This is a genomic window from Bacillus sp. 7705b (assembly GCF_002289525.1).
In the GTDB taxonomy this organism is placed as follows: Bacteria; Bacillota; Bacilli; order Bacillales; family Bacillaceae; genus Bacillus; species Bacillus halotolerans.
In genome coordinates, this window is sequence record NZ_NSDH01000015.1 from 183,668 (window position 1) to 202,377 (window position 18,710).

Genomic DNA, 18,710 nt, shown 5'->3' on the forward strand with positions numbered 1-18,710 from the left:
GTGAGCAGATGGTTTGACGGAAGGGTTGGGCAGGCGTAAGCTTTTAAAGAATATTTACTTTACAGAAAGAAGTTACAGCTCATGAAAAAATTCGTTCTGCTGCTAGCCGCGGCGGTCATCACTTGCTCCATTGGCCATCAAATCAAAGGCGGCTACAAAAGCCCCGAAAAAGAGCGAAGAAAACCACATTCGGCACTCAAGATATTCAGCCGGTGAAGCAGATTGATTGCATCAAATTTTACATATAGGCTAGAATATGTGCGAATCCAAACGAAAGAAGATGATCTTATGAATCCAAAGTACAAACCGCTCTTTGAATCATTTACATTTCGAAGCGGCGTTACGATTGACAACCGGATCGCGGTTGCTCCAATGACCCATTATTCTTCCAATGAGGACGGCACGATTTCTGAAGCGGAGCTGGACTATATCATCCCCCGTTCAAAAGAAATGGGAATGGTGATTACAGCATGCGCAAACGTCACGCCTGATGGAAAAGCGTTTTCCGGACAGCCAGCCATCCATGACGACTCACATATTGCCGGGCTAAAAAGATTAGCCCAAGCCATTCAAGCACAAGGGTCAAAAGCGATTGTGCAAATTCATCACGGCGGAATTGAATGCCCTGCTGAGCTCGTTCCGAATCAGAACGTTGTCGCGCCAAGCGATGTGTCTGATAACGGCAAACAAATGGCCCGCGCCTTGACAGAAGCAGAGGTTGAAAACATTGTGAAGGCTTTTGGAGAAGCGACAAGACGCGCCATTGAAGCCGGATTTGACGGTGTCGAAATTCACGGTGCAAACGGCTACTTAATTCAGCAGTTTTATTCCCCAAAAACAAATCAGCGCACAGACCGCTGGGGAGGAAGCGATGAGAAACGATTAGCCTTCCCGCTTGCTATTGTGGATGAGGTGAAACAAGCAATTGCCGATCACGCGAAAGATGAATTTTTAGTCGGCTACCGCCTGTCTCCGGAAGAGCCAGATACACCGGGACTGACAATGACAGAAACCTTCACGCTTGTTGATGCCTTAGTAGAAAAAGAACTGGATTACCTCCATATTTCATTGATGGACGTCAACTCCAAAGCGCGCCGCGGGGCAGACCCGACACGTACGCGCATGGACTTATTGAATGAACGTGTCGGACACAAGGTGCCTCTGATTGCTGTTGGTTCCATCCATTCTGCTGATGACGCGCTTGCTGTGATTGAAAACGGTATTCCGCTAGTGGCGATGGGGCGTGAAATTTTAGTTGATCCTGATTGGGCTGTAAAAGTAAAAGAAGGACGCGAAAAACAAATTGAAACTGTGATAAAAGGGACAGACAAAGAAAAATATCACTTGCCTGAGCCGCTATGGCAAGCGATTGTGAACACACCTGGATGGGTTCCTTATAAAGATTAATTTGATGTGACTGCCGGAATGTTTCGGCAGTCTTTTTTCTCTGCCCAAAACAAAAAAGACTCTTGTAATAGAGTCTTTAACTTAGTCAGATATGTTATATCAAAATTTAAGCAGAATATTAAAGCAAAACTAAACTCGGTACAGCATACCTCAGAATGTCACTTTACCTCTTACTGCTTACAAGACCATATATGAGAAATCTAGAAAACTTAAAAAATGGACAAAAAGACATCAAGTCTAAATAAAGACATTACCTATCACCATTTTCTGTATTTTGTACAGAAAGTAATTCAACAGCTTCCGTTAGTTGTTTTAATTGTGTTCTCAGGTCTACAATTTCTTGTTTTAGACTGGTCTGCTTGTCAAATTTAACGGGGTTACCATTACCATCTTCCAGGTACACATTTTTAAGATTAACACCTTCTAGAAGAGCAGCTCGACTACCATCCTTTCGATAAGCTGTCACATTTTTACTATCATCAGATATCATTGCTGAAGCAACCTCAATTTTTTCATCTCCCATTATGAGAAACAACAATAGGACCACTCCTTATATAACGTCTTTTGCGTCAGTCTTTGAGTCTGGAGAATTATCGACAATCCCTCCGACTGTCCAACTACCGCGGCAGTCATTACCATACCGTATAACTTCACTAACCGAACTTGTAATATAAATTCCGGCTCGTCCAATAGTCGTACCCGTTGGGATTGGTCGGCACATATTGCCCGCAAGTAAAATCCGCTTTGATCCGTTAGCAATCCGGATTGCTTCATATACTCCGTGTTCTGTCTGACCAGCACCCGTAATGAGATTCCCGGTGATAACTGCAAAATGAACTTGAGATTGTTCTATACCGTAACGTTGGGGTTCACGGATAAGGTTCCCATTAATCAATAAATCAGAACACTTTCCAAACGCTGCTATGGCATCTCGCCCGACAAAGTTAATTTGATTTCCACTTGAAACATTGATGCCTGTACAGTCATTTAGCCTTACTCCATCTCCTGATGTATCTGATATTTGGTTGGTAGCTATAACGCCTCCGGAAACTGCATCGAGCCTTATACCCGCTTGGTTTGATCCACCTACCGTGTTTATTATATTTCCAGAGATAACTACATTATGAACAATACCTTCATTATTGAAAAAACCTCGTATATAAATTGCTTCGTTCTCAACTGTATTATAGATTCGATTATTTTGAATCGTTACATCTCTGTAATCCTGAGACTTTGATAACTGTTCAAAATTATCATTAAGAGTATGGCCCGGATTCGTAGGATCGATAGCGCTCATGGTAATCCCATAATGACAGTTTCGCAGAGTGTTTCCAGAAATATTTGTCGTATTCCAGTTATATCCTCGTATAGCCCATCCTGTGGTTCCGTCAAACGTATTGTCGTAAACCGAAATATTTTCATGCCAATATCCGATGGTCGATGAGTGAGAACCAACACCCCGAGGCCACGCTTGCGTTCCTGGAGTTCCTGATGCTCCAAAATAGCATCCTGTGATTGCACCGTCTTTACAAACAGTAAAATCATATCTTCCAAATGGACCAAATACCCCTGGACGTTGCGCTAAGTCTATCTGAATGGCCTCTGAAAATGAGCGTGTACCGTCCGGATCAAAGAACCCTAGAAAATTACAGTGGAAAGCTCCGAATCTATGGCAAGAGTTAAATTCAATTCCATGGTAGCTTCGGATATCTTTAATCGTAACATTCTTAACGTAAATATCTCTCCCATGTCCGAAAGAAAAGCAATTTGATCCTCTCTCGATTTGTAAGCCCCGGCAATCCCACGTCCCCCCGTCTATAATTATATTTCCGTTTCCTTCATAACCACTATATTGTACTGTACCATCTCCATTTACACCCATATGATCACCGAAATAGTTAAGAAGGGTTGCATCTTTTGCAATAACTAGCGTATTCTCCCAAAAGACAAGAGGCGCCGCTAATTTAAAAGTACAGCCTTTCGGTATATAAACGCGAACACCCTCACCATTCTTAGCAAGATCCAAAGCAGCCTGAATAGCAGATGTAGCATCAGTCTTTCCTGTCGGATCTGCACCGAAATCCAAAACATTAACTTCTGGTAATAATTCTAATCGTTTATACAACCGCTTAAAATCGTAATCCACACGGTCCTTTGCAGTTGAGTGTGTTGTTGCATCCAAAGCCACGCGAAGATCTACAACTTCTTTCACATCAGTTCCATCATGATTTACAATTAAATTGGTGAATCGTGTATCTAGGTTGTCGATACGATTACCTACATCAAATACTCCGTGAGATATCTGTCTGGAATCGTGTGATTTCAATGAGCTCTTATGTGCGTTAAGTTCTTTCGTCACATCTAAAAAGCCGCGCTCAATCTCATCGAAATTTTCGTTGAGATTGTTACGAAAGATTCGATCAAATACAGCTCCGACCCGTTTTAAAAGTACGTTAGCCATATGGTTCTCCCTCTTTTCAATTAATATTTAATTTTTCGTATTGTGCGAACTCTATAAGTGGTTTAGGCACAGTTTCAAATCACACTATTATTTATGCTACAGCAAAGATAAGCACCTATCTATTGACAATAAATGAAAAAAGTTGAAAACGCATACTGTTTTTAAGCTCGTCCATACTTATAAAAATTGCGCCCAGTAATTTTAATATGACACTGAGGCCCAAGTTATACGTTACTCGTCAATTAACTATTTTATTTTTGGTGCTGAAAATTTTACGGAACAACAACAATACATGAATTAATAACTCGTTTAATACACTATAAGCTGAACGATTGCTTATTTCATAAAGATATATACAATGAGGTTTATTTGGAGATCTCAAAAAAGAGTAGTCCGCAGTTCACTAGAAACCTTTAATGATCTGCAGATTTGTCTTACTCAAAGTAGTTTCCCATAAATGATAACGTCTCCTTCACTCCTAATTGCAGACACCAGCAAAGAAGACGTAAGATGAAAAGATATGGCAAAATGTTCGGTTTTGGTGGACAATTAATTTTATTCCTAATAGGAAATAAAACCAAATAGTTAGCTAGCTTTATGTTCTAGCCTCAGCTTATCCGCAACCATCGCAATGAACTCTGAATTTGTAGGTTTTGCCTTCGTCATGCTGACTGTATAGCCGAACAATGAGGAAATGGAATCAATATTCCCTCTGCTCCATGCCACTTCAATCGCGTGGCGGATCGCTCTTTCTACACGGCTAGCGGTTGTGTTGAATTTTTTGGCGATGTCCGGATAGAGGACTTTTGTAATACTGCCGAGCAGTTCGATGTCGTTGTACACCATTGAGATCGCTTCACGCAGATAGAGATAGCCTTTAATATGTGCAGGGACGCCGATTTCATGGATAATGCTTGTGATGCTCGCGTCGAGATTTTTCCTTTTTGGTTCAGGCTGGCTGCTGCGTATAATGCTGCTTTGTGATGACGGCGCGCGATGCGTCACACTGCTGGCATTTCCGCTGACCTGGCGAATATGGCCGACAAGGTTTTCCATATCAAACGGTTTGAGAATAAAGTAGGACGCTCCTAAATCGACGGCCTTTTTCGTGACATCTTCCTGCCCGAAGGCTGTCAGCATGATGACGTTTGGCTGTTTTTTCAGATCGGATTCTCTCAGTCGCTCTAAAACAGCAAGTCCGTCCAAATGCGGCATAATAATATCCAAGACGAGCACATCCGGATCTTTTTCTTTAAATAGCGACAGGCATTCCTGTCCGTTATACGCAACTCCGATGACTTCCATGTCTTCCTGTCCTTCTATATATTCACTCAACAGGCTTACCAGCTCTCGATTATCGTCGGCAACACAAACTTTAATTTTCTCCACGTTTCTTCCTCCCCAAATGTAGTTAACAGGATTCCACCTTGCTACATGTTTACATTCGACAAAACCGCTATATACCCTCTAAAAAAAATCATAACTAACAATAATAGTGGCATATCTTCGTTATTCTATGTTTTTCTCTATTTTTCGACTAAAAATGAAATTTGACAAATAAGGAAACGTGAATTTGTCGAAAAATCTTCTTTTGTTCATTTTAACGTATGTATGATGAGAAGTGAAGAGGGAGAAAAGCAAAAAAACTGCCGGAGATCCGGCAGTCAGCTTGCTTTTTCTTTTCCGTAAATATCGATTCCTGCTTCAGACAGCATCCATTCAATATGCACACCGTAACCGCTTGTCGGGTCGTTGACAAACACATGGGTGACAGCGCCGACGACCTTTCCATTTTGAATGATTGGGCTCCCGCTCATGCCTTGTACAATGCCGCCTGTTTCCTTCAGCAGTCTCGGATCGGTAATTTTTAAGACCATTCCTTTTGTAGCCGGAAATTTTTGCGGTGTCGTGCTGACGATTTCGATATCAAATTTTTCTACTTTATCATCATCAATGACCGTTAAGATTTCCGCAGGCCCTTTTTTCACTTCATTTGAAAAGGCAACCGGCAGCGCCTTATCTGATATTTTGTTTTTAATCGGCTGATGTAACGTGCCGAAGATTCCAAATGGGCTGTTTCTGTTAATGTCCCCGATCGTTTTGCGTTCAGAGGAAAATCGCGCCAGTTTTTCTCCAGGATTTCCGCCTGTCCCTTTTTCAATTGATGTCACAGTCGATTTGACAATTTCTCCATCTTCCACGACGATTGGTTTTTTCGTATCCATATCGGAGATCACGTGGCCAAGCGCTCCGTATTTTTTTGTTTTCGGCTCATAAAAAGTCATCGTGCCGATGCCCGCGGCAGAATCCCTGATATATAAACCGATTCGGTATTTGCCTTCAGCTTCATCCTTTTGAGGAATCAGCTTTGTTTTGATCTTCTGTTTATCACGTTTGATCAGCAAATCAAGTGACTCTCCGGTGTTTCCCGCCTTTTGAATAAACGGGGCAACATCATTCATTTTTTCAATTTTCTGTCCATTCATCTCGATAATAATGTCGCCTGCTGTAATACCTGCCGATTCACCAGGGGATTTTTTCCCTTCGCTTGTGTTAATTTGATGAAATCCGACGACAAGGACTCCCACGGAATGAAGTTTGACACCGATGGATTGCCCGCCCGGTATGACTTTTAAATCCGGAAGAACTTGCACTTTTGTTTTTTTGATTGGAAATCCGGCAAGATCATATACTAATTCTGACTGGCCTGATTTTTTGCCTGTGACTTTGATTTCATGCGGGTCTTTCTCAACTGTAAACGCTTCTGATGATTTTTCCTGGGCGTTTACCGATAAACTCGTTTCAATGGCTTGTGTTTGGGTTTCAAATACTCTCATTTGCGTTGGAATCAGTAAATACTCTTTTAATGGTTTGCATAAACCTACACTTAATAACGAAACAAGGAGAATTAAACCTATTGCTTTTCTGATGTTATCCGGCATTCACTACTTCACTCTCCTCGCTCCTACCCCACACCTTCTTTATGAATTGCTGCTACATCATTACTTTTGCCTTCTCAGCCCTTATTTATAACTGTCTTATAAAGAAAAACATTGGATATACTGATGAACGAATGGATGTGTATATAAAAAAATAAGCTGCGCATATCGCGCAGCTTACCCAGTTGTTTTGACTTGATCGGCTTGTTTTAACAGCTCTTTCGCATGGCGTTTCGTCAAGTCTGTGACTTCGACTCCTGCTATCATGCGTCCGATTTCCGTCACCTTCTCTTGTTTAGTCAGCGGCTTTACACGCGTCGTCGTTCTTCCGTCTTTTAATTCTTTCGCAATGTAAAGATGGGTATCGGCCATGGCTGCTACCTGAGGCAGGTGCGTAATGCATAGCACTTGTGATCCCATCGATACTTTGTGAATTTTTTCAGCAATAGCCTGAGCGACCCTGCCGCTTACGCCTGTATCTACCTCGTCAAATATAATCGAGGTAACGTCCTGCTGTGAGGAAAAAATGCTTTTAATGGCAAGCATGACCCTCGACAGCTCTCCGCCGGAAGCGACTTTAGAAAGAGATTTCAGCGGCTCGCCCGTATTGGTGGAAATTAAAAACTTCACCAGATCAATCCCTTGTTCAGTGAGCTGAACAGGCTGTCCGTTTACGACCGGCGCTTCCTCATCGCGGGTCGCCGTTCTGACCTTAAACTCCGTATCGAAAGTCGACTTTTCCATATATAAGCTTTTCAGTTCACGATGGATTTCCTCAGCCAGCTTTTTCGCCCACGTTTTTCGGATTTGGGAAACGTTTGCCGCTTCTACTGCAACATCTTTACCAACCGAATCCAGCTCCTGCTTCAGGCTTTGCAGATGGCTGTCTCTGTTTTCAATTTGATCAATCTCTTCTTCAATTTTAGAAGCATATTCTAAAATATCCTCAACGGTTGCCCCGTATTTCCGCTTCAGCTGCTTGATCTCATTAAGACGCGTCTCAATAAAATTCAAGCGCTCGGGGTCATATTCAAGCTCATCCAGCATATTTCTCATCTGAAATGTAGCGTCCTCTAAAAGGTAGTAGGAGTTCGAAACACTCTCAGAAAGTTTTTGCAGCGGTTCGTTAATATCGGATAAATCTTCAAGCTGAGACGACGCCATTCCGACCCAGTCCAGCCCGCCCTGCTCGCTGCGCAGCGCGTTATAAGCATTTTGCAGTGATTCAAATATTTTCTCGAAATTTGAAATTTGCTGGCGCTCTTCTTGCAGCTGCTCATCTTCGTTCAGTTCAAGCTTTGATGATTCGATTTCTTCCAGCTGAAATTGAATCAGATCAAGCCGGTGTGCCATTTCCTGCTCACTTTCAGAAAGCTGCTTCAACTTTTTAAGCAGCTTCATATATCGCTGATAGCCTTCCTGATACGCTTGAAGTGCGCTTTCCACTTCGGCTCCCGCAAACTTGTCCAAAAGCTGAAGATGGTTTTCGTCCTCCATTAACAGCTGGTTATCGTGCTGCCCGTGAATATCTAATAAAAGCCTGCCGATTTCTCTAAGCGACGCAATCGTTACTAGTTTGCCATTAACCCGGCATACGCTTTTTCCGTTCGTGCTGATATCCCTTCTCATGACGATCATTTCATCTGAAACGTCAATCCCCTGTTCAGCACAAACGTCAAAAACGGGATGACCGCTATCTAACAGAAACAGCCCTTCAAGCTCGGCTTTTGTTTCTCCATATCTGACAAATTCAGATGAACCGCGGCCACCGACCAAAAGTGAAATGGCATCTATGATGATGGATTTGCCGGCTCCGGTTTCTCCTGTTAAAACCGTAAGCCCGCGTTCAAAAGAAACCGTCAGTTCCTCAATAATGGCAAAGTTTTTAATCGATAATTCAGCTAACAAACAGCATTACACCTCTTATCTTTGTTAGATTTCCTTTACAGCAGCTCTAGGAGCCGGCTTTTTACGCCGTCGGTATCTTCAGGAGTCCGGCAAATAATTAAAATGGTGTCATCTCCGCAAATGGTCCCCATAATTTCGTCCCAGTCCAGATTGTCCATAAGCGCTCCGATTGCCTGAGCATTGCCCGGCATGGTTTTCAGCACAATCATATGGCTTGCTGAGTCTATTTTCACAAAAGCATCCATCAGTGACCGTTTCAGCTTAGACAGCGGATTGAAACGCTGGTCCGCCGGTAGGCTGTATTTATATGAGCCGTTATTTGTCGGCACCTTCACAAGGTGAAGCTCTTTAATATCACGTGAAACCGTGGCTTGTGTCACCTTGTATCCATCCTGCTTCAGCATGTCGACCAATTCATCTTGGGTTTCGATTTCATTGCTTGTAATGATTTCTCTGATTTTGATATGCCTCTGGCCTTTGTTCATGTAAGCACCTCTATTTCCAGCTTATCTGTTCTTATATGGTATATGATTCTCCGCAAAAAGTACATGAATGCAGAAAAAAGGAATAATAGCGCCCTATTATTCCGGTACATCTGCTTTTTTTTCTTTTAACGTCTTATGTGCTTCTTCCACTATACGGCTGATTTCCTCCTCAGACAAACCTGCACCTTCTTGACCTTCTCCCAGCCAGTGCAAATGAAGGAGAAATTCAATATTTCCGTCTCCTCCCGTAATTGGAGAAAATGACAGGCCTTTGCAGATATAGCCCTCGCCAGCCGAAAAACTGATCATACGCCGCAGAACATCCGCATGCACCTTCGGATCTCTGACAATGCCTTTTTTGCCGACAGATTCCCGGCCTGCTTCAAACTGAGGCTTGACAAGCGCAATACAATCGCTGCCCGGTACAAGCAATGTTTTTAAAACGGGCAGGATCAGCCGAAGTGAAATAAAGGATACATCAATCGTAGCAAACTCCGGCATGCCTTTTGTGAAGTCTGCCGGAGTCGCATAACGGAAATTCGTGCGTTCCATCACGACGACGCGTTCGTCCTGTCTTAGCTTCCACGCAAGCTGATTATAGCCTACATCCACCGCGTACGACTGTTTTGCGCCGTTTTGCAGAGCACAGTCTGTAAAGCCGCCGGTGGAGGAACCGATATCAATCATAATTTTGTCCTGAACAGAGACAGGAAATTCTTTCAGCGCTTTTTCAAGCTTTAAGCCGCCTCTGCTCACATATTTCAGCGGGTTTCCTTTGATGGTCAACGGAAGCTCGCGGTCAATTTTTTCTCCAGGCTTGTCCAAGCGGTTTTCATTCGAATACACGATCCCTGCCATAATGGCCCGTTTCGCTTTTTCCCGCGTTTCCGCAAGCCCTCTTTCCACTAGTAATACATCTAATCGTTCTTTCTTAGCCGTCATGATCCAATTCCTTTATGTGTCTTCGGCGGTGCCAGCAATCGAATTCGGTCTGCCACCTGCTGTTTCGTTAATCCTATTTCTTCAAGAAGCGCCGTTACGCTACCATGTTCTATAAATCGATCCGGTATGCCCATTCTGTCGATCGGCGTATGATACATTCCCTGATCATGAGCGAATTCTAAAACCGCGCTTCCGAATCCGCCTTCTAAGACCGCTTCTTCAATCGTTAGAATCGGCAAGCCTTCATTTAGTATATCCTTCATCATCTTTTCATCAATCGGCTTAATGAATCGCGCGTTGACGACGCGTACGGAAAGGCCTTCTTTTTGCAGCTCTTCAGCAGCTTCAAGCGCCATTTCAATTGTTGTTCCAAATGTTAAGATGACCGCGTCGCTACCCGGACGCAGCACCTCCCACGTGCCGATTGGGATCGTTTTAAGCTGTTCATCCATTTTGACGCCGAGGCCGTTTCCGCGCGGAAAACGCATGGCGATCGGACCGTCGTCATAGCTGAGCGCTGTATGAACCATATGCTGCCCTTCATTTTCATCCTTTGGCATCATTAAGACCATATTTGGAATGTGGCGCATAAATGCGATATCAAATACGCCTTGATGCGTCTCGCCATCTGCACCGACTAATCCGGCACGGTCAATTCCAATAAACACATTGGCGTTTTGACGGCAGATGTCATGAACAACCTGGTCATATGCACGCTGCAGGAACGTTGAATAGATAGCCAGAAACGGCTTCATCCCTTGTAATGCCATAGCGGCGGCCATTGTAGCGGCATGCTGCTCTGCAATTCCGACATCGAACATTCGGTCAGGAAATTCCTGCGCAAAGCCTTCAAGCTTCGAACCGACAGGCATTGCCGGTGTTATCGCCACGATTCGCCCGTCCTCACGTGCCATTCGCTGTACTGTGCCGCTGACAAGGCTGCTCCATGCAGGCGCTGCGGCTTTTGGTTTTACAAAGTCACCTGTATTAATTTTATATGGGCCGGTTCCGTGCCACGTACCGGTCGTATCGGTTTCAGCAGGTTTGTACCCTTTTCCTTTTTTGGTGATCACATGCAGAAGGACAGGGCCTTTTGTTTTTTTAGCGTATTGAAGATTCTCAATCAGCTCATGATAAGAGTGTCCGTCCACAGGGCCTAAATAAGTAAATCCGAGTTCCTCGAAAAACATGCCTGAGACAAGCATATACTTCAGGCTGTCTTTGACACGTTCTGCCGTGGCGGCAAGCTTGCCCCCAACAGCCGGAATCTTCTTAAACAGGTATTCAAGCTCATCTTTCACCCATTGGTATTTCCCGGCTGTTCGCAGCCGTCCGAGCATGGAATGAATAGCACCGACATTCGGAGCGATACTCATTTCATTATCATTGAGGATAACAATCATGTCTTTTTTCTCGTCACCGATATGGTTCAGCGCTTCAAGCGCCATTCCGCCGGTCAGCGCACCATCACCGATAATCGGAATGATAAACTCATCCGTTCCTTTAATATCGCGAGCGGCCGCCATCCCCATCGCACCTGACAAGGAAGTTGAGCTGTGACCGGTTTCCCATACGTCATGTTCGCTTTCGCTCCGCTTCGGGAATCCGCAAAGCCCTTTATACTGACGAAGGGTCTCAAATTCTTTTCCCCGGCCCGTCAGCAGCTTATGGACATAAGACTGATGGCCTACATCCCACAAAAACTTGTCTTTCGGGCTGTTAAATTCCTTATGCAATGCAACGGTAAGCTCAACGACACCCAAATTAGGGCCAATGTGACCGCCAGAAGCCGATAAAGTCGTAATCAGAAACTGACGGATTTCATCACTTAATTTCTCTAATTCATCAATGGACATGTTTTTTAAAAACGACGGGTCCTGTATTGATAAAAGATCCAAAGCGGATCAACTCACTTTCAGCATGAATTTCTGCATTGATATATGTCTTAAATGCCGAGCTGAACTCAGATCATTTCTCAGGCATAAAAAAAGACAAACGCGCTCTTCCTTTTGATTTTCATCGAAACTGCTTACATTTTACCATATGTCGTGCAGCCGCTTCAAATAAGGATCGTTTTAGTGGTCTCTTGCCGCAATTAAATCACAAAGCTCATGCAAAAGGTCTTTTTGAAGGGAGAGCCCGTCGATCAAGCGCTTTGCTTCTTTTATGTGACCGTCCAATTTCTTTTTGGCCCCTTCCAGTGACAGAAGTGACGGATAAGTCGATTTGTCGTTCGTTGTATCCGAGCCGACACGTTTGCCGATTTTCTCTTCACTGCCTTCTACATCTAAAATGTCGTCTCGGATTTGAAAACCGATTCCAATGTGGCTGCTGAAGACGCGCAATGTTTCAATTTCTTCCTCAGGCGCATCCGCCAAAATAGCGCCGGCGATGACGCCAAAACCGAGCAGTTTGGCTGTTTTCCGTTCATGAATGGATTCAAGTTCTTCAAGCGTGACCTGACGGTTTTCTGCTTCCATATCGGCGATCTGCCCCCCGACCATGCCCTCGGTTCCCGCTGCTGAAATCAGTTCATTCACAAGACGAAGCCGCTTTTCTGCGGATACTTCGTCTGACACATGGGATGTAATCAGCTTAAAGCTTTCCGTAAGCAGCCCGTCTCCCGCTAAAACAGCCGTGGCTTCACCAAATACTTTATGGTTTGTCGGCTTTCCGCGGCGCAGATCATCATCATCCATGCAAGGCAGATCATCATGAATTAATGAATACGTGTGAATCATTTCAACAGCGCACCCGACTGGGATACCGTCTTTTTCACTTTTTCCGTACGCATTCAAAACCGCCAGCACGATGAGAGGCCGCAGCCGTTTCCCTCCGGCCTCAAGGGAATACAGCATAGATTTTTTTAATGAATCCGGGATATTAAGGTTTTCTGTATATACAAAGAGCTGTTTTTCAACCGCTTTTTTACGCTCCGCCAGAAAGCTAGCTAATTTATTTGTCACCTTCGTCTTCCTCCTGAACACTAAAAGGTGCCAGTTCGCCGTCTTCTTTTAAAATGAAGTCCATTTGCTTTTCTACTTTTTGAAGCTTTTCATGGCACATTTTTGAAAGAGCCATTCCTTCTTGAAAGTAGTTAATTGCTTGCTCCAGAGGCACATCGCCTTCTTCAAGCTTTGATACAATGCTTTCTAAGCCTTTCATCGCTTCTTCAAACGTCATGCTTTCATTTTTTTTCATGTCTGTCATTTTTCTTCCCCTCTCTTATTTAATACTTCACAGGTCAGCACGCCATCCTTCAGCTTTACCTCAAGCTGGTCTTTCTCTTCGATCTGACTGACGCTTTTTATGAGTTCATCTTCTTTATAAGCCAAGCTGTATCCTCTTTCCATAATTTGAAGGGGACTTAGCGCGTTCAGCTTGCCCAAAACGGTTTGAAACTGAGAATGCAGCTGCTTCATTTGGATATTCATATTTTTTTTCAGCTGATTCGTCTGATCCTCATACCGTTTTCTCGCCTGTTTCAGCTGTTCATGGGGATGCCGCGCCTCTAATCTGTATGTTTCGCGCTCAAGCTGTCTGCTTTTCCGGTCCAACAGCGCGGTAAGCTGAGCTTGAAACTGCTGGTATGCAAGGTCAAACTGCTGCTCTTTTTGCTCAAACAGCCGCTTAGGAAAGCGAAATGCATATGAGGATTGAAGTGTTTGAACCCGTTCTTTTTTTTGGATGAGATGCTGCTGCATCGCTCTTGTCATTCTGACTTCCGCCGTTTTCGTCCGTTCAATTAAATCAGTGGTATGGGGCACTGCAATCTCAGCTGCTCCTGTAGGTGTCGCCGCTCTGATATCCGCAACAAAATCACTGATGGTAAAATCCGTCTCATGCCCGACTGCCGAAATGATCGGTATGTTGGAAGCAAAGATCGCACGCGCTACGATTTCTTCGTTAAACGCCCACAGTTCCTCAATCGATCCGCCGCCTCTTCCGACAATTAATACGTCGCACGCCTGTTTTTCATTCGCCTCTTCAATGCGCCTAACGATTGATCTGCTCGCATTTTCACCCTGAACGAGCGCTGGAAGAACAATGACTTTTACAAGGGGATATCTTCTTTTTAGAGTTGTAATGACATCTCTGACAGCAGCACCTGTGGGTGATGTCACAACCCCGATTGTGGCTGGAAATGCGGGGATTTGTTTTTTGTAGCGTTCGTCAAATAAACCTTCTCCGGCTAGCTTCTTTTTTAATTCTTCATACGCTAAATAAAGCGCTCCGACCCCGTCAGGCTGCATTTCTTTTGCATATAATTGATAGTTTCCGCTCGGTTCGTATACGGAAATTCCGCCTCTCACCAGCACTTTCATACCGTTTTCAGGTTTAAAAGGAAGACGCTCGCTCTGTCTGGCGAACATGACCGACTGCATCCGGGCGTTTTCGTCTTTTAACGTGAAGTAAATATGGCCTCTCGTGTGTATCTTTACATTCGATAATTCGCCTTTAATCCAAATATTTTCAAGGTGAGGATCTACATCGAATTTTCGTTTTATATACTTTGTCAGCGCCGAGACAGTAACATACGCTGTTTCACCCATGTCTCAAACTCCTCTCGTAAGCATTCCTTCACCATAACTAAAGAAAACCCGCTCTGGCTTAAGGAGCCTGAAGAAGCGGGTATCGTGCTCATTATCCAGAGGCAGGGTTTTAGCCTGTCTCTGAATATCTCCAAAGATCTATGATAACGTACGTTTCGCAGATTTAACAGTATTATGCGCAAGCATCGTGATGGTCATAGGACCGACTCCGCCCGGAACAGGTGTAATAAAGGATGCTTTTTCCTTCGCACCTTCAAACTCAACGTCTCCGCAAAGCTTTCCGCTTTCCAAACGGTTAACGCCGACGTCAATAACGATGGCGCCTTCTTTCATCTGGTCAGCAGTGATGAAGTTGGCTTTACCGACCGCCACCACCAGGATGTCCGCTTTTTTCGTATGTTCAGATATATCTTTTGTTCTTGAATGACAGTATGTCACTGTCGCGTTTTCATTTAATAAAAGCTGGCCGACAGGTTTACCGACAATATTGCTTCGGCCGACTACAACAACCTCTTTACCGGAAAGGTCAATATTGGTTTTCTTCAAAAGCTCAACAATTCCGTGCGGCGTGCAAGGAAGAAATGTATCTTCGCCAAGCAGCATTTTCCCTACATTTAACGGATGAAAACCGTCTACATCCTTATCAGGAGAAATACGTTCAATCACCGCTTTTTCAGAAATATGGTCTGGAAGCGGAAGCTGAACGAGAATTCCGTGAAACTCAGGGTCTTCATTGTATTTGTCAATAATCGAAAGCAGTTCAGCTTCTGTGAGGCTGCTGTCGAATTGATCAAGCTTAAAATTCATGCCCATTGTTTCTGCTGCTTTTTTCTTTCCCCGCACGTAAGAATGAGAAGCTGGGTCATCTCCAATCAAAATAACCGCCAGGCCGGGAGTGACGCCTTGCTTTTTAAGCTCTTCTACCTCTTTTGCCAATTGTTCGCGTTTTTCTTTTGCCGTTTCTTTTCCGTCGATGATTGTTGCAGTCATTTTCTTTCCTCCTATGATTGTTCAATATCAGATTTAATGTTAGAAAGAACCCCGTTTACAAATTTTGTCGCTTTGTCATCACCAAACCGTTTCGCCAGCTCAATCGCTTCGTTCATGGAGACATTTACCGGAATGTCTTCGGCATATGCCATTTCGTATGCTGCCAGACGCAAAATAGCACGGTCAACATTGGCAATCCGGTCAAGCTTCCAATTCACCAGATGTTTCGAAATCATTTCATCCAGCTGAACCTGGTGTTCAAGTACACCGTATACAAGCTTTTCAAAGAAAGGATCTGTCTTTTCTTCATCTAATGCGTGTTCAATGGCTTCATTCACTGCAATATCGCTGACATCAATTTGAAATAGTGCCTGCAAAGCTTTTTCTCTTGCTGTTCTTCTTTTCATTTTCTTTCTCCTTTGATCCTCTTTATCCGCTTGTCGTTAAGCCATAAAGAGATCATAACATATTTTTTTCGTATCCGCATATTGAAATCAAGGTTTTTCGACCCTATTACCGAATATTTTTACACACCTTCATATGATCATTCGGATTTCACGATCATGAAGAAACTCGGCTGCCTCGAGCCGGCTTTCTTCATGCTTTGAAATAAAGGGTAACGTGTAAAAAAACCAAAGGGCCGCCCTCCCCTTGGTTTTCTGTTAAGCCATTTACATTTCTTCGTCGATTTCGACTTCCTGGGCTTTTGTGTCAAATTGAATGCCGACGATGTGAATATTGATCTCGTTAATTGAAAGAGACGTCATATTTAATAAGGTTTGACGAATGTTTTCCTGAACGGCCGCTGCGACTTTCGGAATGGAAACGCCGAATGCGACAACACAGTAGACATCGATCGTAATTCCGTCATCCGCCAAGTCGACTTTTACGCCTTTGCCGTGGTTTACTTTGCCGAAGCGCTCGACGACGCCTGTCGCAAAGTTCCCGCGCATTTCAGCAATGCCGTCAACTTCTGAAGCTGCGATACCGGCAATCACCTCAATGACTTCCGGCGCGATCTCAACCTTACCTAAATGCGTGTCTTCATGATCCATTTTAAGCAAGCTGTTGTCTTTCATTCAATTCACCTCCGTAAAAATTATGAGCCCATTACATCATATGTTTCTAAAAACTTCGTATTAAACTCTCCGCTGACAAATGTTTCGTGTTCAAGCAGTTTGATGTGGAACGGGATTGTTGTTTCTATGCCTTCGATGACGAATTCGCTTAATGCGCGCTTCATGCGGGCAACCGCTTCATCTCTCGTTTTTCCGTATGTGATTACTTTCGCAATCATGCTGTCGTAGTACGGAGGGATGGTATAGCCCGGATACGCGGCTGAATCTACACGGACACCTAAACCGCCCGGCGGCAGATACATTTTTATTTCACCAGGTGACGGCATGAAATTTTTGCTTGGGTTTTCCGCATTAATTCGGCATTCGATGGCCCAGCCTTCAAATAGAACATCTTCTTGTTTGAGGCTGAGTTCCATTCCTGATGCGACTCTGATTTGTTCCTTAATCAGGTCTGTTCCTGTCACCATTTCTGTGACCGGATGCTCTACTTGAATTCTTGTGTTCATTTCCATGAAGTAGTAGCGCTGTTCTCTGTAGTCATAAATAAATTCAACTGTGCCCGCGCCTGTGTAGCCAACTGCTTTTGCAGCCTTAACCGCTGCTTCACCCATCTGCTCTCTGATTTCTGAATCAAGCGCAGGAGATGGTGATTCTTCCAAAAGCTTTTGAAGGCGTCTTTGAATCGAGCAGTCGCGTTCGCCCAAATGAATGGTATTTCCATAATTATCGGCAAGCACTTGGATCTCAACATGACGAAAATCCTCTATGTATTTTTCGATGTAAACTCCAGGATTTCCAAATGCAGTTGCAGCTTCCTGCTGAGTAATCTTAATGCCGTTAATCAATTCCTCTTCGGTGCGCGCAACCCTGATTCCTTTTCCGCCTCCGCCTGCGGTGGCTTTTATAATTACAGGATACCCAATTTCATTAGCCAGCGAAACCGCTTCTTCCACATTTTCTATAATTCCTTGTGAACCTGGAACGATCGGCACGCCCGCCTGTTTCATCGTCTCCCGCGCAACGTCTTTTGTTCCCATTTTTGAAATGGCCTCAGCGCTAGGTCCGACAAACGTGACATTCACTTCTTCACATAATTCCGCGAAGTCGGCGTTTTCAGCTAAAAATCCGTATCCCGGATGGATAGCATCTGTGCCGGTAAGCTTGGCGACACTTACGATATTTGTAACGTTTAGATAGCTGTCTTTTGATGCTTTCGGTCCGATACAAAAAGCCTCATCAGCCATTTGCACATGCAGGGCATCTTTATCAGCTTCTGAATAAACAGCGACAGTCTCAATGCCGAGCTCTTTGCAGGCTCTGATGATTCTGACAGCAATTTCTCCTCTGTTGGCGATCAATAGCTTTTTTATCATGTTAAGTCTCCTTACTCTGCTTTTACAAGAAATAGAGGTTGTCCATACTCAACCAGCTGGCCGTTTTCAACTAATACTTCAACGATTTCGCCTTTTACTTCCGCTTCGATTTCGTTGAATAGCTTCATTGCTTCCACAATGCAGACAACTGTGTTTTCATTTACTTTAGAGCCTGCAGTTACATAAGGACCGGCTTCCGGTGATGAAGAAGCATAAAATGTTCCCACCATCGGCGATTTGATTTGATGCAGGTTTTCATCTTGTTTCGGCGCCTCTTGTGCAGGTGCCGGCGCTGCTTGCTGCGCTTGAGGCTGTGCCGTTTGCGGAGCCGCTGCTTGTACAGGTGCTGCCGGTGCTTGCTGCATCACTTGCACAGTACCCGCTTCGTGTTTTTTCAGTTTTAGGGAAACACCTTCATTTTCATATACGAATTCATCAATTGAAGATTCGTCAATTGTTTTAATCAGCTCATGGATTTCTTTAATGTTTAACATTCCATCGCACTCCTATGTATTGAAATTTCTTTTTTATAGGTTACTACTAAAAGTACATACTATGTTTATCTTACAGGAG

General features: G+C 44.0%; 18 protein-coding genes. 2 read left to right on the forward strand and 16 right to left on the reverse strand.

Features of this window, described 5'->3' with window-relative positions; all coding sequences use genetic code 11:
• Nucleotides 1–81 precede the first annotated feature (81 nt).
• Together CJU60_RS21315 and CJU60_RS06180 are read left to right on the forward strand one after the other, a co-directional pair.
• Nucleotides 82–216, forward strand: a complete 135-nt coding sequence (locus CJU60_RS21315; RefSeq protein ID WP_024122000.1) for a hypothetical protein — start codon at nt 82–84, stop codon at nt 214–216.
• Between the two features lie 72 nt (nt 217–288).
• Nucleotides 289–1,407, forward strand: a complete 1,119-nt coding sequence (locus CJU60_RS06180) for an NADH-dependent flavin oxidoreductase (RefSeq protein WP_095713256.1) — start codon at nt 289–291, stop codon at nt 1,405–1,407.
• Between the two features lie 250 nt (nt 1,408–1,657).
• On the opposite strand, the gene CJU60_RS06185 is transcribed toward CJU60_RS06180, so the two are convergent.
• From CJU60_RS06185 to accB, 16 genes are all read right to left on the reverse strand, one after another.
• The gene (locus CJU60_RS06185; protein WP_255238317.1) at nt 1,658–1,945 is read right to left on the reverse strand and encodes a hypothetical protein; all 288 of its coding nucleotides are present in this window, start codon (nt 1,943–1,945) and stop codon (nt 1,658–1,660) included.
• A gap of 12 nt (nt 1,946–1,957) precedes the next feature.
• Nucleotides 1,958–3,868, reverse strand: coding sequence for a glycosyl hydrolase family 28-related protein (locus CJU60_RS06190; protein ID WP_095713257.1), 1,911 nt, complete (start codon nt 3,866–3,868; stop codon nt 1,958–1,960).
• A gap of 585 nt (nt 3,869–4,453) precedes the next feature.
• Nucleotides 4,454–5,257 (reverse strand): sporulation transcription factor Spo0A, encoded by an 804-nt coding sequence (gene spo0A / locus CJU60_RS06195; protein WP_010334880.1) that lies wholly within the window; start codon nt 5,255–5,257, stop codon nt 4,454–4,456.
• Between the two features lie 275 nt (nt 5,258–5,532).
• Complete coding sequence (gene spoIVB / locus CJU60_RS06200; RefSeq protein ID WP_024122004.1) at nt 5,533–6,810, reverse strand: SpoIVB peptidase; 1,278 nt, start codon at nt 6,808–6,810, stop codon at nt 5,533–5,535.
• A 174-nt stretch (nt 6,811–6,984) separates the two neighbouring features.
• Nucleotides 6,985–8,715, reverse strand: coding sequence for a DNA repair protein RecN (gene recN, locus CJU60_RS06205; RefSeq protein ID WP_024122005.1), 1,731 nt, complete (start codon nt 8,713–8,715; stop codon nt 6,985–6,987).
• A gap of 35 nt (nt 8,716–8,750) precedes the next feature.
• Complete coding sequence (argR, locus tag CJU60_RS06210; RefSeq protein ID WP_010334883.1) at nt 8,751–9,200, reverse strand: arginine repressor ArgR; 450 nt, start codon at nt 9,198–9,200, stop codon at nt 8,751–8,753.
• 96 nt (nt 9,201–9,296) lie between these two features.
• A complete protein-coding gene (locus CJU60_RS06215) occupies nt 9,297–10,142 on the reverse strand; it encodes a TlyA family RNA methyltransferase (RefSeq protein ID WP_095713258.1) in 846 nt (281 codons plus the stop codon).
• Entirely contained in the window at nt 10,139–12,040 is a 1,902-nt protein-coding gene (gene dxs / locus CJU60_RS06220; protein ID WP_024122007.1) for a 1-deoxy-D-xylulose-5-phosphate synthase, read from the reverse strand. The genes CJU60_RS06215 and dxs overlap by 4 nt, the downstream gene beginning before the upstream one ends.
• A 177-nt stretch (nt 12,041–12,217) precedes the next feature.
• Nucleotides 12,218–13,108 (reverse strand): polyprenyl synthetase family protein, encoded by an 891-nt coding sequence (locus CJU60_RS06225; RefSeq protein WP_095713259.1) that lies wholly within the window; start codon nt 13,106–13,108, stop codon nt 12,218–12,220.
• Nucleotides 13,098–13,352 (reverse strand): exodeoxyribonuclease VII small subunit, encoded by a 255-nt coding sequence (locus CJU60_RS06230; RefSeq protein ID WP_024122010.1) that lies wholly within the window; start codon nt 13,350–13,352, stop codon nt 13,098–13,100. The genes CJU60_RS06225 and CJU60_RS06230 overlap by 11 nt, the downstream gene beginning before the upstream one ends.
• Nucleotides 13,349–14,695, reverse strand: a complete 1,347-nt coding sequence (xseA, locus tag CJU60_RS06235; RefSeq protein ID WP_095713260.1) for an exodeoxyribonuclease VII large subunit — start codon at nt 14,693–14,695, stop codon at nt 13,349–13,351. The genes CJU60_RS06230 and xseA overlap by 4 nt, the downstream gene beginning before the upstream one ends.
• Before the next feature lie 138 nt (nt 14,696–14,833).
• Nucleotides 14,834–15,685 (reverse strand): bifunctional methylenetetrahydrofolate dehydrogenase/methenyltetrahydrofolate cyclohydrolase FolD, encoded by an 852-nt coding sequence (folD, locus tag CJU60_RS06240; RefSeq protein WP_024122012.1) that lies wholly within the window; start codon nt 15,683–15,685, stop codon nt 14,834–14,836.
• Between the two features lie 11 nt (nt 15,686–15,696).
• The gene (nusB, locus tag CJU60_RS06245; RefSeq protein WP_024122013.1) at nt 15,697–16,092 is read right to left on the reverse strand and encodes a transcription antitermination factor NusB; all 396 of its coding nucleotides are present in this window, start codon (nt 16,090–16,092) and stop codon (nt 15,697–15,699) included.
• 264 nt (nt 16,093–16,356) lie between these two features.
• Nucleotides 16,357–16,764, reverse strand: a complete 408-nt coding sequence (gene yqhY, locus CJU60_RS06250; protein ID WP_024122014.1) for a fatty acid biosynthesis protein YqhY — start codon at nt 16,762–16,764, stop codon at nt 16,357–16,359.
• A gap of 20 nt (nt 16,765–16,784) precedes the next feature.
• Nucleotides 16,785–18,137 (reverse strand): acetyl-CoA carboxylase biotin carboxylase subunit, encoded by a 1,353-nt coding sequence (accC, locus tag CJU60_RS06255; protein ID WP_044154640.1) that lies wholly within the window; start codon nt 18,135–18,137, stop codon nt 16,785–16,787.
• A gap of 11 nt (nt 18,138–18,148) precedes the next feature.
• On the reverse strand, nt 18,149–18,631 hold the full coding sequence (gene accB, locus CJU60_RS06260) for an acetyl-CoA carboxylase biotin carboxyl carrier protein (protein WP_024122015.1): 483 nt from the start codon (nt 18,629–18,631) through the stop codon (nt 18,149–18,151).
• Nucleotides 18,632–18,710 lie beyond the last annotated feature (79 nt).

Bases quoted from the DNA above. Each gene is read 5' to 3' on its own strand.
- CJU60_RS06230 (WP_024122010.1), bottom strand. From the start codon at position 13,352: ATGACAGACATGAAAAAAAATGAAAGCATGACGTTTGAAGAAGCGATG.
- xseA (WP_095713260.1), bottom strand. From the start codon at position 14,695: ATGGGTGAAACAGCGTATGTTACTGTCTCGGCGCTGACAAAGTATATA.
- argR (WP_010334883.1), bottom strand. From the start codon at position 9,200: ATGAACAAAGGCCAGAGGCATATCAAAATCAGAGAAATCATTACAAGC.
- CJU60_RS21315 (WP_024122000.1), top strand. From the start codon at position 82: ATGAAAAAATTCGTTCTGCTGCTAGCCGCGGCGGTCATCACTTGCTCC.
- CJU60_RS06190 (WP_095713257.1), bottom strand. From the start codon at position 3,868: ATGGCTAACGTACTTTTAAAACGGGTCGGAGCTGTATTTGATCGAATC.
- spoIVB (WP_024122004.1), bottom strand. From the start codon at position 6,810: ATGCCGGATAACATCAGAAAAGCAATAGGTTTAATTCTCCTTGTTTCG.
- nusB (WP_024122013.1), bottom strand. From the start codon at position 16,092: ATGAAAAGAAGAACAGCAAGAGAAAAAGCTTTGCAGGCACTATTTCAA.
- folD (WP_024122012.1), bottom strand. From the start codon at position 15,685: ATGACTGCAACAATCATCGACGGAAAAGAAACGGCAAAAGAAAAACGC.
- yqhY (WP_024122014.1), bottom strand. From the start codon at position 16,764: ATGAAAGACAACAGCTTGCTTAAAATGGATCATGAAGACACGCATTTA.
- accC (WP_044154640.1), bottom strand. From the start codon at position 18,137: ATGATAAAAAAGCTATTGATCGCCAACAGAGGAGAAATTGCTGTCAGA.
- CJU60_RS06180 (WP_095713256.1), top strand. From the start codon at position 289: ATGAATCCAAAGTACAAACCGCTCTTTGAATCATTTACATTTCGAAGC.
- accB (WP_024122015.1), bottom strand. From the start codon at position 18,631: ATGTTAAACATTAAAGAAATCCATGAGCTGATTAAAACAATTGACGAA.
- CJU60_RS06215 (WP_095713258.1), bottom strand. From the start codon at position 10,142: ATGACGGCTAAGAAAGAACGATTAGATGTATTACTAGTGGAAAGAGGG.